Source organism: Pedobacter psychroterrae (assembly GCF_004331695.1).
GTDB classification, from domain to species: Bacteria; Bacteroidota; Bacteroidia; order Sphingobacteriales; family Sphingobacteriaceae; genus Pedobacter; species Pedobacter psychroterrae.
This window is the reverse complement of the sequence record NZ_SJSL01000002.1, coordinates 221,274-238,077: the sequence shown is the minus strand read 5'-3', so window position 1 is coordinate 238,077 and position 16,804 is coordinate 221,274. Positions and strand designations below refer to the sequence as shown.

Genomic DNA, 16,804 nt, shown 5'->3' with positions numbered 1-16,804 from the left:
TAAATATCCAAATCCGTATAGCTGTCATGCACTGTCATGCAAACAGCAAAATGATCGTTATATTTATAAAATGATCAGACTAAATCAGGAAACACCACCGGAATTATTAAATGAGATTAAAAGGATAGTATTTGGTACAATACTTTTTTTATTTCTGTCACCTGCCCTAAATGCACAGGATCAGGTATTAAATTCATCACTCAAAATAGCAGGCCATCCGCGTTTATTGCTGTTGAAAGGAGAAGAAGCGTCATTAAAAGCCAGTATAATCGCCGATAAGACCTGGAGTAACATTCACCTTATGATTTTAGCAGAATGTGATGCGCTGCTAAAAACGGAACCTGTTAAGCATATCAAAACAGGCAAGAGACTGCTCGATGTATCAAGAGAAGCCCTGCGACGTATTTTCTTTCTCTCTTATGCCTGGCGCATGAGTAATGATGAAAAGTATATGAAAAGGGCCGAAAAGGAATTATTGGCTGTCTCGAATTTTGAAGACTGGAATCCTTCACACTTTCTTGATGTAGCAGAAATGACCATGGCTGTCGCCATTGGCTACGACTGGCTTTATGATGTCCTGCCCAAAAGCTCAAGGGACATTATAAAAGCCGGCATCATGAAAAACGGCTTAAATCCATCTATGGAAACCAGGAATAATTCCTGGCTTAAAGACACGCATAACTGGAACCAGGTCTGTAACGCCGGCATCAGTTATGGCGCCCTGGCAGTTTATGAAGATGAGCCGGAACTTGCTGTAAACATCATAAACCGCGCAGTCAATTCCATTAAAATACCTATGAAAGAATATGGCCCGGACGGCGCCTATCCCGAAGGATATGGATACTGGAATTACGGAACCAGCTTTAATGCAATGTTTATAAGTGCTATTGAGCAGCTATTTAAACAGGATTTTGAACTGAGCAAGATTCCGGGCTTTTTAAAGACTGCCAGCTTTTTAGAAAACATGACCGGACCTTCCGGCAATGCCTTCAACTTTTTTGATTCAGGGGTCAAGTCTTATGTTAACCCCGCGATGTTTTGGTTTGCCGGAAAACTAAATGATCCTACTCTGTTATGGGTAGAACAAAATTATTTGAGCTCAGAACCAGGAAAACTTAAGGCAGACCGCATTCTGCCTACCCTGATGATCTGGGGAGCCGGGCAGAAATTAAACAAAATAACGCCGCCAAAAAGCCTTACTTACAAAGGCGATGGGACTAATCCTGTATTTATGATGCGTACTTCATGGTCGGATCCCAACGCCATATATATAGGTATGAAAGGAGGATCTCCACGCCTCAACCACGGACATATGGATGCGGGCTCTTTTGTTATGGATGCAAATGGCATACGCTGGGCGATGGATTTTGGAATGCAGGGTTACGAATCATTGGAATCTAAAGGGGTCGACTTATGGAACATGAGCCAAAACTCCCAGCGCTGGCAGGTATTCAGGTATAATAATTTTGCCCACAATACACTTGCTATAAACAATCAGCTTCAAAATGTAAAAGGCTTTGCACCCATCACAAGTTCCTCTTCTGCTCCTGCATTTATGAACGCAATTGTTGATCTGACGGCTGTTTATCAGAATGACATTAAAAAAGCAACCAGGGGTATCGCTATTTTAAATAAGCAACAGGTAGTGATCAAAGATGAACTGGAAAGCCTGTCCAAAGAAACCACTGTCCGATGGTCACTGTTAACCGCAGCAGAAGTTAATCTTATCGGAAAAAATAAAGTGGTGCTACAGAAGAACGGAAAAAGGCTGATCATTACAGCACCGGAAGGCGTAATATTCAAGACCTGGTCTACCGCTCCTGTTCATGATTATGATGCACCTAATCCGGGTACCAGCCTGGTTGGCTTTGAAATAGTGATACCTCCTGACAGCAAAAAAACTATTACAGTGTTATTAACACCAGGCGAGTTTGAAAAAAATACAATTAAAGATCCGGGAATACTGGCCAAATGGCCCCATTCGTTTTAGACCCTTACTTTATAAGATTTGTATATAAGCTGTTTATTGTTTTCCTCAATACCGTGTTCATGCCGTTTGTATAGCCTGGATCGCAACCATTGGTGATCACCACGATCCCAAACTTTTCCCTTGGATGAAAAAACATGGCACTGTACAATCCGTAGGCCGATCCGGTGTGTCCCTTCATAGCCTTACCTGGTATAAGATTGTCACTGGTCCACAATGCCAGTCCATATGCTTCATCATCTGAAACTTTGGTCTGCATCAGTTTTGAACTTCTCTTGGAAATAATCCTGGTCTTTTTATATTTACCATAATTCATATGCATGGTCATATACTTTGCCAGGTCAGGAGCAGAAATCTTCATTCCACCTGTTGGCGAAAACTGAGGGGTGCTGTATCCCATCTGATAATCCTTAAACCCATCTTTTCGCAGTACATAGGTCAGGGCTGTAGTATATTTACCCACCGCCCTATCATCTTCATATAAGTTGCTAAACCTGGCACTGTCGAGAGAATCTGTATTATAACCGCCATACAAACCTAAAGGATCCAGAATATGCCGCTTTACATAGGTATCAATTCGCTCTCCCGAAAGCCTTTCTATAACCGCACCTACCATATTATAATTAAGATTGCAATACCGGTATCCTTTTCCCGGAGCATAATCACTGTAGCATTTTTCCCAGCTGCCTCCTTTGGCCGGATTGATCGCATCGAGGTTAAAGTACCCCTGACTGTCATTGATACTCGAAGTATGCGACATCACCATTTTTAAAGTGATCACCGTTTCCGGATATTTGGGATTGCGCACTTTAAAGCCTACCAGGTCACTAAAATCATCATCAAGCGACAGCTTTCGTGCCTCTGCAAGCTGCATGATCGAGGTTGCACAAAAAGATTTGGAGATAGAGGCTATCCTAAACACATCATTTTCCTGAAGCGGGATATTCTTTTCAATGTCTTTCTGCCCAAATGCATGTGTATAAATGATTTCATTGTTTTTTACAACTGCTACAGAAAGCCCCACTACGTTCAGCTCTTTCATAATATTCTGTATCTCGGCTTCAGCCTTCTCCACTTGTGCGTAAGCGGATGCGGCAAAGCAAACCAGCAAAATAGTGGTAATAAAATATCTTATTTGCATAATATCAGAATTAGGGAAGCGTTATAATTAATTGAAACCGGTGCTTAATATCGTGCTTTTAAGGAGCTTAACCTAATTTAACACCTGGTAATAATATCTATAAAACAATTTTGTTATTCCTTGAATTAACTAAACAAACATCTCAATATCACAATAAACTGTAAATCAAATTACTAATTATTTTATCCGTACCTTACACCTCCCTATTAACTTTATTCAAAAATTACTATGATCGAATTAGAAGAAAACGAATCCATTACTAAAAAGAAACAGGCGTTTGAGCAGCAATTAGAAATGATTGGCATAAAATACGAGAGATGGTTCGGTGGTAGGATTCATCCGTTTACCGGCGATACAGACCGTGTTGACAATTATTTCCGTTATATCAACAGTAATGATGGCGGCGTTAAACTATACCTGAAGGATGGCCTTCCAATCGAAATAGGTAAAGACTGCAGACAGGCATTTAGTGCCACTTTTGAGAATCTGATAGCAAGGTAAAGTATCCCTATAACAATATAGTTATACTGTGTTTAGTACTTGACAGTACCGTTTATATTTGGTAATCTTGGCGGCTTAAACCAGCAACACGGCTCTTCAGCGGTGAATGCAATCAGGCACCAAAAATGAACACAACCACGCTAAATCCCGAGATCCTAAAAACCAAACAGCATTTTGAAATTCTGGACGGGCTAAGAGGCATAGCAGCTATAGCAATCGTAATCTTCCATTTCATGGAGATGGTCTATGAATTTAAGCTGAACTTCATAGGCCACGGTTTTTTAGCAGTAGATTTTTTCTTTTGCCTCTCTGGTTTTGTAATTGCATATGCATACGACGACCGCATCAGTAAGATGGGCGTCATGGAATTCTTTAAATCGAGGTTGATCAGGTTACACCCATTAATTATTTTTGGGGGTGTACTTGGCCTTCTGGCCTTTTTATTTGATCCTTTTGGTGGTCAGCCTGAGCTATACAGTGCAGGAAAGATCATCCTGATGTTCCTTTGTACGATCTTTCTTATCCCTTTTCCTGTAATTGAAGAGCGTTCTTTTAATTTGTTTGGATTCAATGCACCTGCGTGGTCATTATTTTGGGAATATGTAGCCAATATCTTCTATGCTTTTATCCTTTACAGATTTAACCGCAGGATTCTGGTAATACTGACCATTCTATCAGCAATGGCGCTATGTTATGTATCTTACCGCTCCGGAAATATTCTGGGGGGATGGGGAAGGGATAGCTTTTGGGATGGTGCTGCGCGTGTCTCGTATTCCTTTTTAGCGGGGTTATTAATTTACCGGTCTAACTGGATCATTAAAAACAGCCTGGGTTTTGCCGGATTATCGGTATTACTTGTTCTGGCTTTTATAATGCCTTATAGTCAATGGAACTGGGTTATGGAACTCTTGGTAGTAATAGTTTATTTTCCGCTCCTCGTTTCTCTTGGAGCCGGCAGCCAGCTGAGCCAGGAACTGCGAAAATTATGTGTGTTTTTCGGGAAAATATCTTACCCGCTCTACATGACACATTACGTAGTAATCTGGATGTTCCTGAATTACTACACTGCCAATAAACCCGGCACGCCACAACTTGTATTGATTATTGTGACAGGCACCATGCTATTGCTAACTTTTGCTTACCTGGTTATGGTTGTTTTTGACATTCCTGTAAGAACTTACCTGACTAATAAACGGAAAAAAAGCCAATTCTAATTGCGTGATCCGTCTATAAAAATGGGGCCGCTTTAGCAAGCTGGCCCCATTTTCGTTCATTCAGCAAACGCTGATATATTACTTGTCTTTCAACTGGTCAGAAAACATTTTCATATAGAAACCACCAACCACGCTACGTGCCTTAAAGTTATCACGTATACCCGTATTGGTATCATAAAAATCATTAAGCGGAACTCTTGACTCTGTTTCAATAGCATGTTTATGAACAGGATTGATCAGCGCTTCAAAATCCTTTTGGTTGCTGGTGAAGGTCGCTGTCCATAAGATCCAGTCGTTCTTTGTATAAGCTTTTCTACTATCTAATGGCAACCCATACCGGTTTTGCTTGGTTAGGTAATACTTAATCTCTGTATCGTATACTTTTTGAGGAAACAGATTAAGATCCAAAACTTTATCCCAAACCAGGTTATATTTCTGGCTCCAGGTATTCTTATCATCAAAGGTCAGTGCATAATGGTCGCCCGCATCTGCCATCTCTATCCATTTAGGTACCATGCTCTCGGCAATGGCCCTGTATTTTTTAGCAACATCATCATAACCCAGTGTCTTCGCCATTTGTGCATAGCAGGCAATACCTACGATAGCTTTCACTGATAAATTTGCATTCCGGGCAAGGTGGCCTGCAAAATCGTCCGTACACAACTGCGTTTTAGGGTCCAGACCTTCCTTGGTCAGATAATCTGCCCATGTGGTCAATGTTTTCCAGTGCATTTTTGCATAGTTTGCATTTCCCTGAGCTTTAGCAATTGCAGCCGTTAAGATGATCATATTGCCAGATTCTTCAACAGGCATAGGCTCTCCATAGGTTTGTCCGTTGGCCAAAGGATAAGTACCTAAATCGTGGGCAGCCCATGGATGAGGATATTTACCGCTCTCACTGAAATAGAAAATCCCGTTTAGCATACCCTGCAGCAATTGCGGATTGTAGATCAGGTACAAAGGTGCCGATGGATAAGTTACGTCGACGGTGTTGATAAAACCGCCGCTATTGTTTTCTTTAGATAACCATAGAATCTCCTTTTCCGGACTTTTAACCAAAGTATGTGCAGCGATACTCTGGCGATACGCCAAAATACACAGATCAGCGTATTCTTTACCCCCCGACTTCAATGCATTAGCATATACAGCTTTGTTGAATGCCTCACATTTTGCCATCACTGCTTTGTATTCATTTGAAGCATCTGTAAGCTGCCCTTCTATGGTCTCTTTACCCGATGTATTCCACCATGGCCTTAAGTTCTTCTGGAAATATTGTATAGAATAAATCTCATCATAACCCAGCTCAACATACTTTTCAACCGGAGTTTTTCCTACTGTGCCAAATGGAATGATGGTATTCAGGGCAAGCGACTTGCCTTGTTTTGCGGTGGAACTTACATTCCCTTTTCTGAATGCATCACTTGCATCCTTCTGAGGAGTGATGAACTGAATGGTATTACTTGTTTTTGGTGCGGCTACATAAAAATAACCCCAGTCAATGCGCATATCATCTGCAGCTTTCTTAAGAATCGGTTGCTCAAGTGTCCCAGTCTTCAAAATAGAAAGCTTGGCATTGCTATATTTTGATGCAGAAACTTCTTGTGATGGCCTGTAAACAGCTATATCAGATGAAGCACTCAGGTAAACCTTCACCTGGTGTGTTTTTTTATCGTTGGCCTGTACCTGATAAGTGACATAAGAAACCGGGCGTGCTAGTAAGCCTAGATCATTCATCAGCAAGGGCGAAGTAAAAGTCAGTTTTAAATCAACCTTTCCGCAGGTGAAATTATAAATGGTTTGGGTGGCATTGATGTCAACGCTTTTTTGTTTGGCAACCTGTACCGCAGCTGAGTTATCCTTCTCTTTGTTTACCAACCCAAAATCCAGGTAGCGGCCCCCTGCTGTGTTGATCAGATGAATGGCAATAACATTTTTTCCGGCCTTCAAGGCAGATTTATCACTGCTAATTAGCGGGATATAAACGAAGTTGTTAGTCCAGCCTGCTTTGGTATAGATCTTTTTTCCGTTCAGATAAAGTTCAATGTTATCATCGTGGTTGATTTTTAAAAATAGTTCATTTATCGAGGCAGGATTCGTTACATTAAATGTTCTTCTTACCCAGATATCATGAGACTTCCATAGTGTCTTTACATTTTTTGCATCGTCGCCTATTGGCGCTGCACCCGTTTCCCAGTCGCCGGCAGTGTAATCAGCGGCTTTCCAATCGCCCTGAGGTTCCTTTTCTGTATAGCTTACTTCATATGCTTTTTCATCAGAAGTAGGTACAATCATTTTAAAACTTGGTGTTTCCTTGCCTAGAAACCGATATATTTTACCGTCAACATTAATCATTCCTAAAAGGGAATGGTCTGCCCCTGTCCAATGTTGAGTAGCGGACTCATTCAATTTATCGGTACTGGACCAGATACTAAAGTTAGGATTGTGTGTGATTAAAGGATAAGATGGTGCCTTCCGGTCCTGCGCTTTAAGCGTGCCAGCTGCAACGATGCAGACCAGCATACCCAGGAATTTTAGCTTGTTAATTTTGTTCATAATTAATCTGTGTGTGAATTGTTATACTTGATTAGGGTTAAATTACCTTTGATAAAACGTTTTACTAAAGTATAAATTTTTTATTATTAAAGCTTTCAAACTGGACAATCTTTAAGATTTACTTGCAAATTACGGACTACAATGCTTACTTAAATGGTAAAAAAATAAAAAAACTGATGTTGCAAAGTCGTTCAATGGGTTATGATAATGTCAAAATGTCAACTATAAATTTCAGTATACATCCTTAAGTGTATTTTAGCGGCAAATCATTATATACATGAATACAATATCTTTATTTAGAAAAATCGCGGTTGCAGAGGGTATTTCCTACATCTTATTAGTCTTTATTGCAATGCCTTTAAAATATTGGGCTGATCTGCCTTTAGCAGTAAAGTATACCGGATGGGCACATGGCGTTTTATTTATGCTGTATATTGTTTTACTGATCATGGCCTGGCTGGAATATAAATGGAGCTTTAAAAGAGCAGCTTTATTTGGCTTTGCCTCATTGATCCCTTTTGCCCCTTTTTGGGTAGACAAACAACTGAAAGAAGATAAATAAAATAAATCTTGTTATTTAATACGGCAATTGATACATTTGCAACCCGCTGAATAAGCAAATGCCCAGCTGGCGGAATTGGTAGACGCGCTGGTCTCAAACACCTGTGGGAAACCGTGCCGGTTCGACTCCGGCGCTGGGTACTAAGCCGTGCACATGACGTACAATCGTTGTGGCACGGCTTTTTTTATTGCCAATTCGTTATACAGTTCGATGTCCTATCTAACCATTTTGAACAATCTCTCCTAATTTACCCACGTCCTCTAGATTATAAGGTGTTTCCTGGTAAACAAAGTAGTTGAGCCAATTATTGAATAGTAAATTCGCATGACTTGTCCAGCATACCAATGGCGCATTCTCTGGATTATTGTCCCGGTAATAGTTTTTCGGAACTGGCACATCAAGACCTTTCTTCCGGTCTCTTACATATTCCTCGTGAAGGGTTAGCGGAGCGTATTCTGAGTGACCAGTAAGGTAAAATTCACGCCCGCCTCGGGAAAATACAATGGCGACTCCTGCATCCGAAGATTCTGACAGGATACAAAGATCTTCCTTATCCGCTAAATCCGATTTCAATATTGTGGTATGTCTGCTATGGGGAATAAAGAACTCGTCGTCAAAGCCTCTTAACAAGGAGTGCCCCTTTTCAGTGGCAGTATGCTTGAAAACCCCGGATAATTTTTCGTTTAATGGCTTTTTTTCTACCCCATAAAAATGATAAAGCGCAGCCTGAGATGCCCAGCAAATATAGAGCGTAGAGGTAACGTGTTTTCTAGCCCAGTCGAAGATTTGAGTGATCTCATTCCAATAGCTTACTTCCTCAAACTCCAGCATTTCTACAGGAGCGCCGGTAATGATCAAACCGTCATAGTAGTTTTCCTTTATTTCGCCAAAACCTTTATAAAACATTTCCAAATGTTCTTCAGATATATTTTTAGAAGTGTGGGAATCGAGTCTTAAAAATTCAACTTCAACCTGTAAAGGATTGTTGGATAATAAACGAACAAAATCCGTTTCAGCAGATATTTTAAGAGGCATCAGGTTAAGGATAAGCACACGCATTGGGCGAATATCTTGAGTATCCGCTCTCAGATCACTCATAACAAATATATTTTCCTTCTTTAAAAGTTCTATCGCTGGCAGATTATTCGGAATCTTAACTGGCATTTATCTTTCCCTCTTTATCTTGTTTAAGCCACAAAAATAAGAATATTACCATGAATCCTGCTATAGCTTTACACCAGTCCTTAGCCGCTGGCGTTAATGATAGCTATTATTCCTTCATTTTCAATAATCGTCATCCCATGTCTGTCTTCTGTAATTCCCTCGGATAGCTTGTAGGTATACCTTGGCTTTACTCCTTCCATTATCGTAGGCAAGTAAACAAAAAGAAAGTTATCACATCGCTCCATCAAGGAGTCGCCTACTTCGGTGATGTGGGTGGAGATGACAAAGAAACAGTTACGGTTTTCTGAGAAAGCCTCTGTGATACTCAAGGTTGCATCGTATGCATCTTTGACATTGGTGCCTTTAAACAATTCGTCGAAGATTACCACTAGGTTTTTATCGGCTGCCACCTGCTCTGCTATTGTTTTTACCCGCAGCACTTCTGCGTAAAAATGGCTATAGCCCATGTCCAGGTTATCGGGCACGTTGATAGAGGTATACAGTCCATCTTTTATAGAGAATTCCATCATGCTGGCAGCAACAGGAAAACCCATATGGGCCAGGTATATGCTGATGCCTAGTGATTTCATCAGCGTAGATTTGCCGGCCATGTTTGCCCCTGTTAGAAAGATGACATTGTTGCGCTGACTGAGCGACAGGGTATTGCCTACCGCATTTGCTACTGCCGGATGAAACAGGTTGGCAATCTCCAGGGTATGTTCTTCTTTGGATAAGGCGTTGGCATAGCTAAAGCCTTTCTTTTGGCCTACCGCCGATACAGCAATATAAACATCCAGATGGAAGATCAGGCTGTTCAGGACTTTCATCTGTTCATGCAGACAGTTACGTAACAGGTAGTCGTATTTGATCAGTTTGGCCAGCGACAATTCCTTTACGCCTTTCTTCTGTTTTAGCCATCTGAGCCTGGGATGGGAAAAGGTATTGATGATTTGGGTCAACTGCACCTGGTAAGGGCTTTCTTCTTGTGGCAGTGCGGCTGCAAATTCATGGAACCGGTTTAGCAGTGCAATGGTATGGCATACTTCTTTGTTCAGCTGCGCGTATTCAGTATCCTGGGCGGCTAGCTCCAGTACTTTACTCCAGATAATATTCCAGCCTCCGGCCAGCTGTTTGCTGCCATTACCCGAGGCCAGGTAGTTTTCCATGATGCTGAATTCTTTATCGCTAAACGGAAAGCTGATGCCCAGCTTCCCAAAGTATTTGAAGATGTTGCTGCGTTTATTAATGTCTACTGCGCTAACCAGCGGCCGACTAAACAGCTCGTCCATCACTTTTCTGCCCCCTGCAGTAACTACCGCATCAAAAAGGCGGGCGATGGAATTATTTTTATGCCGGCCTGGTATGTTTAAATCGTCCAGGGTTTGTTGGTCTGCAAATGCATTCATGATTGTGGTATTATATTTTTTCTGCTGCGGATGATCTCCAGTATCCGCTCGTTATTGATGATCACCATCCCATGTCTGTCGGCTGTAATACCGAGCTCCAGCTGATAGGTATAAACGGGTGTATTGCCATTCATCCGGGTTGGCAGGTATACAAATTGGATGTTGGGGCAACGCGCTTTCAGTACTTCGCCTGCTTCGATGATATGGGTAGATACCACAAACATACAATTGTGCTTTTGGGCGAAGGCTTCTGTAATGGCGATGGTTCCTTCATAGGCGTCTTTTACATTGGTGCCCCTAAACAGTTCATCAAATATGATAAACAGGCTTTTGCCAGCCCCCAGTTCCTTGGCGATCTTTTTTACCCGCAGTACTTCTGCGTAGAAATGACTGTTGCCACTGTTGAGGTCGTCTGCCAGGTTGATCGTGGTATAAATTCCGTCTCTTACAGAAAACTCCATTTCTTCTGCGGCCACGGGGAATCCCATGTGCGCCAGGTATAGGGCGATGCCCAGGGATTTCATAAAGGTGGATTTGCCGGCCATGTTGGCCCCGGTGAGGAAGACGACATTGTGACTCGGACTGATTTCCAGGCTATTGCCTTTTACGTTTTTTACGAGGGGGTGCCGTACTTGCTTCAACTTTAGTACCTGCTCTTCTTTTGGCAGGGCTTTGGGAAATAGGTATTGTTTTTTAGCGGCTGTAGCGGCTACGGATATCAAGACATCCAACTGGTAAATAAAGCTGAGCATTTGCTTTATCCTTTCTCTATGTCCAAAGCGAAGGAGCTTATCCAGATCCACCAGTTTGGAATAGGGCAGCCTTTCTGGCTGCCTGTCTTCCAACAGGGATTTAAAGTATTCTTCTGCCAGCAGGGTCTCTATTTCTGCAAGATTACTTTGATAGGCGCTGACTTCTGCCGTTGCTTTTATTTTTAAGGTGAATTCCTGAAGGCTCTGCAGGATACCGATAACAGCGATAATGCCGTTGATGATCAACTTTTGATCGCCGTCCACTGCAATCAGCTGACTGAATTTACGGGCCAGGGTATCCCCGCTTTGCGACAGCATGGTTCGCTGGTCGGTCATGCTCAAATATAGCTCTGCACTGTCCAGGGCTACCGTAGAAATAGGGAACGCCAGATTTAGCGAACTGAAGTACTGGATGCTCTGGCTGCGCTTGTTAATGCTTTCCACATCCCCAAGGGGGTAAAGGAACAGCTGCTCCAGGATGTCTGCACCACCACGTGTATGGGTATTGTTGTAAAGCGCATACACGGAATCACCACCCGGTTTGCCCAGTATGTTCAGGTCTTCTAACGTTTGCTTATCGGTACTAAAATTCATGTTATAAATTTTTTATTGAACAGCTTTTGGAGAGGCCCATCCGGGTGCTCTCCAAATGTTGCTGCATGGTTAACTAAACCTAAAAATTATTTTCTTCTTCTTTTAAATAACACTATTGCACCCAGTATGGCAATTACAGCAGGAATAATTCCCTTACATAACCACATCAGTGCGGTAATTTGTTCGCGTGAAACCTTCAGGTCCGTATCTTTTGGCGCTGGCCTACTTACGTCTACAGGAAAATCTCCATTGCCCAGCCAGCGAAATACGCCATTGAGGTAGTATTGGTTTTTCCCTCTTGCCGTCCGCGACAATTCCCCGTTGCTGATAAAATCGGCGTCGCCAGATACCACGATCCTTTGTTCTTTGTTGTTTATCTTCCGGCTCATGGATATTGCGATTGGGAATACACCCATTTCATCGCCCTGCGCGGCGTTAAAACTAAGATTGGCTGTAGTCAGATCGATATTGCCCTGAGCTGCTGCCAGCTGTTTGTTCCAGCCCCCGGGAGTGCTGAGCAGCAATGGTTTGATGCTAAAACTTATTGAAGGCGTATAGCTGATTGCACTGGCACCCTGTACCGCTACGGTAGCCTGGCCCTGCTGCAATCTGGTAAAGTTAGAATCGAGTGCGGCCGACAATGGGGAGAATGTTGCATTGATGAATCCTGGGGTAAGTGCCTTGTCTGGCTTAACCAATATACCCTGTTTTAGCTGCAGGCCGATAGTGGCCAAAAATGGATTAAGTATGTCTTGTCTGCCGGGTTCGCCGATGATCAGCATATTGCCTCCTCTTTCGATATAGGCACTTAATTTATGTTGTTCTTCTGCGGTAAAGGGCTCGGTTGGATCGGCCAGCACAACGATGTCTACGGTTGCACCTATTTCTTGTGTGCCTAGGTTTAGGGTATCTACATCAAAGCCCTGATTAATCAATGCCGTTCTCTTCGTTTTTAAGCTGCTGATCAGGTGGTAATCTCTGTCGCCTTTGCTGTCTGTAGCGCGCTCGTTATTGCCTGTTAGAAAAACCACCTTAGGAGCATCTATCAATAAGCGCTTTAAAGCGGCGCTCACTTCTGCTTCTGTAGCATAGGGATCCATATCTCCCATGAAAAACCTTAGGTATTCGCTTTTACCTTTGTATTCGAGTTTCCTTACATGTAAGTAACCTTCGGGCTCCAGATCTATTTGTTTTTTGATCTCAGCAGGCGGGATGAAAGGTCTTGCGTCTATGCCCATATTGGTGGCCATCTGCTCTGCTATTTTGTCGACACTGGAATTTGCCTTTATGTTTGGGTTATATTTGTATTCGGTATAATTGGTATCTACTGGCTTTTGGTAATAATAAACGTACTCCTGTTTCATGCCGGGCAAGAATCTTTTGAAATCTTCCATCCTGCTCAAATCGTTGTTCCTGGACAACGGCAAAAGGTACCATACATTGGGCGCCAGCATGTTTACATAGGTGGTAACCTTCAGGTCTCCGTCCAGCTTTTTAATGATATCGCGACTGGTCTTCGTAAGGGTTAATGATTGGGCTGATGTAGCATCCAGATAACCTGTAAACACAGGCCTGGAAGTAATGTAGCCCAACAATAGGGCACCAAATAAGAGCGCTGCATAGCGACCGACTTTGACCGACAAGGGCTTTAGCTCCCGCTCTGATTTCAAGCGCAGCACGCATAACGACAGGAATGAGGCGATGATGATTAGGAAATAGAAAAGATCTTTCGTAGTGATGAGTCCGTTCACCATTTTTTCTGTACGACCGGATATGGAAAGAAAATAAGTAAGGTCTCTTACGAAATCAATTTCCTGCCATAACACACCTACATACCTTAAAACCGCAAATACCGCCAATGTGCTGATGGCCGCAACCACCTGGTAATTGGTGAGGCAGGACATGAACAAGCCAATGGCAGCATAGGTGCAGATTAGTAAATAGAGTCCCAGAAGACCTGAAAAGATGAAACCAAGGTCTACATCCTTAATGAAAAAGCCTCCTATGATCACAAAGATTAGCAATACACCGATCAGCGTTAAGCCATAACCAATGATGGCCAGGTATTTGCCTAAAATGATCTGCCTTAGTTTTACAGGAGAAGACAGCAGCAGTTTAATGGATCCGCTGCTGGTTTCCCTGCTCATCAGGCCCATGGTTAATATGGGAATATACAGGTAAATATAACCTTGAATGGTTGTAAATAAGCCGGAATTGCCAGCAAAAAGTGTACGGGTAATGGGTCCGGGATAATAGCCTAAAGAGATTCCGGTGCGGGTCCCCTGCATATTGTCCAGAAAGGAAAGGGCGCATTGCACCATGAATATGGCTAGTACCAGCCAGGCTACTGGTGAGTAAAACAGGATGTTGAGCTCTAATTTGGCTATTTTGAATATTTTTCTCATTGCGGTGTTTATCGTGATTTTTTATTGGACAATTGGGCGAATACTTCATCCAGTGAACTTTTCTCGAGCATGATCTCTTTCAACTCCCAGCCTCGTTGTACGCTCATGGTAACTAGCTGCTTGGATAGCTCTGATGATGCAGTAAAACGCAGCCGGAAGCTACCGTCGTTCAGCAACTCCAGTCCCGTTATGCCTGATATAGCCATTAATTCTTCCTGCGGTGGAGGATTGTCCATCACTACCCGCATGGTATCTGGCATGATGTAATTGTTGAAGGCATCCATGGTATCTGCAAATACCATACGTCCGCTTTCTATCATTTTAATGTCCTTGCAGATGGCTTGTACTTCCGACAAAATATGGGTGGAAAAGATCACCGCATGTTCTTCAGCAATTTCTTTGATCAGCTTACGCACTTCCAGAATCTGATTGGGGTCTAAGCCATTGGTAGGTTCATCCAATACAACTAGCTTGGGTTTGTGGATGATGGCCTGGGCAATGCCCACGCGCTGGCGGTAACCGCCGGAGAGGTTACGCAGCAGGCGATTAGCAAAATGGGCTACGCCACATTTTTCCATCACTTCGTTTACGGCTTGCTTGATGTTAGCCGGCTCCACATTGCGGATCTCTGCACAATATATCAGGTACTCTTCTACGGTGAGTTCCAAGTGCAGAGGCGCGTTTTGGGGTAGAAAACCCAACAGCTTTTTCGCTTCCTCCGGCTGCTCGCGGATGTCGATCCCGTCGATATACACATTCCCTTCTGTTTGGTTAAGCACGCCGCAAAGAATGTTCATGGTGGTGGATTTGCCTGCGCCGTTTGAGCCCAGCAAACCGAGTATCCCTACCTGGTCTATCTCAAAGTTTATATCGCGTATGGCCCAGTCTCTGCTGTAGCGGTGCGACAAATTTTCTATTTTTACTATGCTTTGTTTCATTTTCTAAATTTTTTTGCATGGTTTTCCTTGTAGGGATGGCTTTTGGCCATCCCTTAGGAGTTTTTGGGAACGTTTATGTTGATTTTAAGGATTATCGGTCATTTCCGGATGTGCTTTTATATAAGCTGCAGGGATACGGAGTGTCAATCTTTCTGGTTTTAAATTAAACTGGGTGGTTCCCCCATTGGTTAAGAATAATGTATGCGATGGCAGTGGTGTGCCGGAAAAAATCGGGTCTACGGATAGGCGGCGCAAGTCCCACCAACGGTATCCTAAACCGGCATATTCCCTGATTCGTTCTTCTAATATGAATTTAATTAAGGCGTTTTTATCAGCTGCAATTGCTATTGGCACAGCAGCATCAGTTGCTGGCATACGGTTTTTACGTAGGGTTTCTACATCGCTTACTGCCCCACTGAGGTCGCTGGTTCTTGCCTTTGCTTCTGCTCTTAGTAGATAAAGCTCCGGAAGCTCCAGTCCGATGCGTGCGTAAGAAGAATAAGGCGAAGTAAAGCGGCGTACCCGCCCGCCTGGAATGGTCGACTGGTCTGGAAACAGGTCTGTGAAAAAATTAAGTCTCAGGTCTGACGCACCAAATAATGCCTTTGCTTCTGGTTTGATGCTCAGGAAATCATTCCCAAACCCATTGCCATCGTAATTCCCTGCATAACTAAAAGCCGCAACTACAGATTCGGTATAATCGGTCTGGTTGTTAAAAGGAGAATTGGGACCGAAAACCGGGTCTAAGGGTAAAAATGAGCCACCCGGACCGAAGGTTTCATTGTAATTGTACAAATGCGGTGCGGAGCTCATTTTTGTGAGATCGGCGAATGAGGCGTTGAACTGCTCCAGTGCGCCGGTAGCGTTACCCATAAATAAATAGACCTTGCCCAGAAAACCTTCTGCAGAAGCCTTACACCAGCGGGTACGGAAGGAAGGAGAAGTGTTTATTGCCGGCAGGGCTAAGGTGAGGTCGCGGATGATAAAATCATACATCTCCTGCACAGTACCACGTTTAAAATCGGTCTCCGTAATGTCTTCCGTAGTAATGATGGGAAAACCCGGATCTGAAGCCGCTGTAGCAGCAGCATAGGGTTTTGCAAAGTAATTGATCAGCTGGAAATTGGTATAGGCCCTGGTAACCATGGCTTCGGCGGCAATTTCCTGCCTTTGTTGCTGTGTGCCACCATTGGCCGAATTTACTTCGTTGATGATCTTATTGAGCGTATAAAGGTTTTGCAAATACCGTTGAAGAAACTGGGGGTTTTCGCTGGTAGCCGACTCGACATTTGACGGAAGAAATATCGCATCATCGTACTGAAACAAAGCCCTTGACTGCGCAGAGTTTGCGCCTAAAAAGGCTTCTTCTGCCGATACCTCATCTCCCATAATCATGGCGGCCTGCCACATCCCTGTATTGCCAAACTTGTAAAAACTGGGACCGTTCATCAGTAGGTTATAGTCTTCGTAATCTTTAGCCACCAGCTTTCCTTTAGGTACAACCTCTAAAAAGCTTTTTTTACATGATGTTGCTGTGACCGTTAACAGGACAAAAGCAACCACTGTGGTATGAATATATTTTCGCAT

General features: G+C 43.0%; 12 protein-coding genes and 1 tRNA gene. 5 read left to right on the top strand and 8 right to left on the bottom strand.

Annotated elements, in window-relative coordinates; all coding sequences use genetic code 11:
* The first annotated feature begins 70 nt into the window (after nt 1-70).
* Nucleotides 71-1,990, top strand: coding sequence for a heparinase II/III domain-containing protein (locus tag EZ437_RS09365; RefSeq protein ID WP_131595612.1), 1,920 nt, complete (start codon nt 71-73; stop codon nt 1,988-1,990).
* 4 nt (nt 1,991-1,994) lie between these two features.
* Here EZ437_RS09365 and EZ437_RS09360 read toward each other — a convergent pair whose 3' ends face one another.
* A complete protein-coding gene (locus tag EZ437_RS09360) occupies nt 1,995-3,128 on the bottom strand; it encodes a serine hydrolase domain-containing protein (protein WP_131595610.1) in 1,134 nt (377 codons plus the stop codon).
* A 228-nt stretch (nt 3,129-3,356) separates the two neighbouring features.
* On the opposite strand from EZ437_RS09360, the gene EZ437_RS09355 reads away from it, so the two are divergent.
* A complete protein-coding gene (locus tag EZ437_RS09355) occupies nt 3,357-3,629 on the top strand; it encodes a hypothetical protein (protein WP_131595608.1) in 273 nt (90 codons plus the stop codon).
* Nucleotides 3,630-3,754: 125 nt separating this feature from the next.
* Entirely contained in the window at nt 3,755-4,843 is a 1,089-nt protein-coding gene (locus EZ437_RS09350) for an acyltransferase family protein (RefSeq protein ID WP_131595606.1), read from the top strand.
* Between the two features lie 78 nt (nt 4,844-4,921).
* Here EZ437_RS09350 and EZ437_RS09345 read toward each other — a convergent pair whose 3' ends face one another.
* Entirely contained in the window at nt 4,922-7,396 is a 2,475-nt protein-coding gene (locus EZ437_RS09345) for a glutaminase family protein (RefSeq protein ID WP_131595604.1), read from the bottom strand.
* Between the two features lie 277 nt (nt 7,397-7,673).
* Between EZ437_RS09345 and EZ437_RS09340 the strand changes: the two genes are divergently transcribed.
* Both EZ437_RS09340 and EZ437_RS09335 read left to right on the top strand, forming a co-directional pair.
* Nucleotides 7,674-7,958: a DUF3817 domain-containing protein gene (locus EZ437_RS09340; RefSeq protein ID WP_131595602.1), complete on the top strand. Its 285-nt coding sequence runs from the start codon at nt 7,674-7,676 to the stop codon at nt 7,956-7,958.
* 60 nt (nt 7,959-8,018) lie between these two features.
* A tRNA-Leu gene (locus tag EZ437_RS09335) sits at nt 8,019-8,098 on the top strand.
* 79 nt (nt 8,099-8,177) lie between these two features.
* Here the strand turns inward: EZ437_RS09335 and metA are convergent.
* From metA to EZ437_RS09305, 6 genes are all read right to left on the bottom strand, one after another.
* Complete coding sequence (gene metA, locus EZ437_RS09330; protein WP_131595600.1) at nt 8,178-9,122, bottom strand: homoserine O-acetyltransferase MetA; 945 nt, start codon at nt 9,120-9,122, stop codon at nt 8,178-8,180.
* Nucleotides 9,123-9,202: 80 nt separating this feature from the next.
* Nucleotides 9,203-10,528 (bottom strand): MutS-related protein, encoded by a 1,326-nt coding sequence (locus EZ437_RS09325; protein ID WP_131595598.1) that lies wholly within the window; start codon nt 10,526-10,528, stop codon nt 9,203-9,205.
* Entirely contained in the window at nt 10,525-11,874 is a 1,350-nt protein-coding gene (locus EZ437_RS09320) for a MutS-related protein (protein ID WP_131595596.1), read from the bottom strand. The genes EZ437_RS09325 and EZ437_RS09320 overlap by 4 nt, the downstream gene beginning before the upstream one ends.
* An 86-nt stretch (nt 11,875-11,960) precedes the next feature.
* Nucleotides 11,961-14,279 (bottom strand): Gldg family protein, encoded by a 2,319-nt coding sequence (locus EZ437_RS09315; RefSeq protein WP_131595594.1) that lies wholly within the window; start codon nt 14,277-14,279, stop codon nt 11,961-11,963.
* An 8-nt stretch (nt 14,280-14,287) separates the two neighbouring features.
* Nucleotides 14,288-15,217, bottom strand: a complete 930-nt coding sequence (locus EZ437_RS09310) for an ABC transporter ATP-binding protein (protein WP_131595592.1) — start codon at nt 15,215-15,217, stop codon at nt 14,288-14,290.
* A gap of 84 nt (nt 15,218-15,301) precedes the next feature.
* Nucleotides 15,302-16,804 carry a RagB/SusD family nutrient uptake outer membrane protein gene (locus EZ437_RS09305; protein ID WP_131595590.1) on the bottom strand — a complete coding sequence of 501 codons (1,503 nt, stop codon included), beginning with the start codon at nt 16,802-16,804 and terminating at the stop codon, nt 15,302-15,304.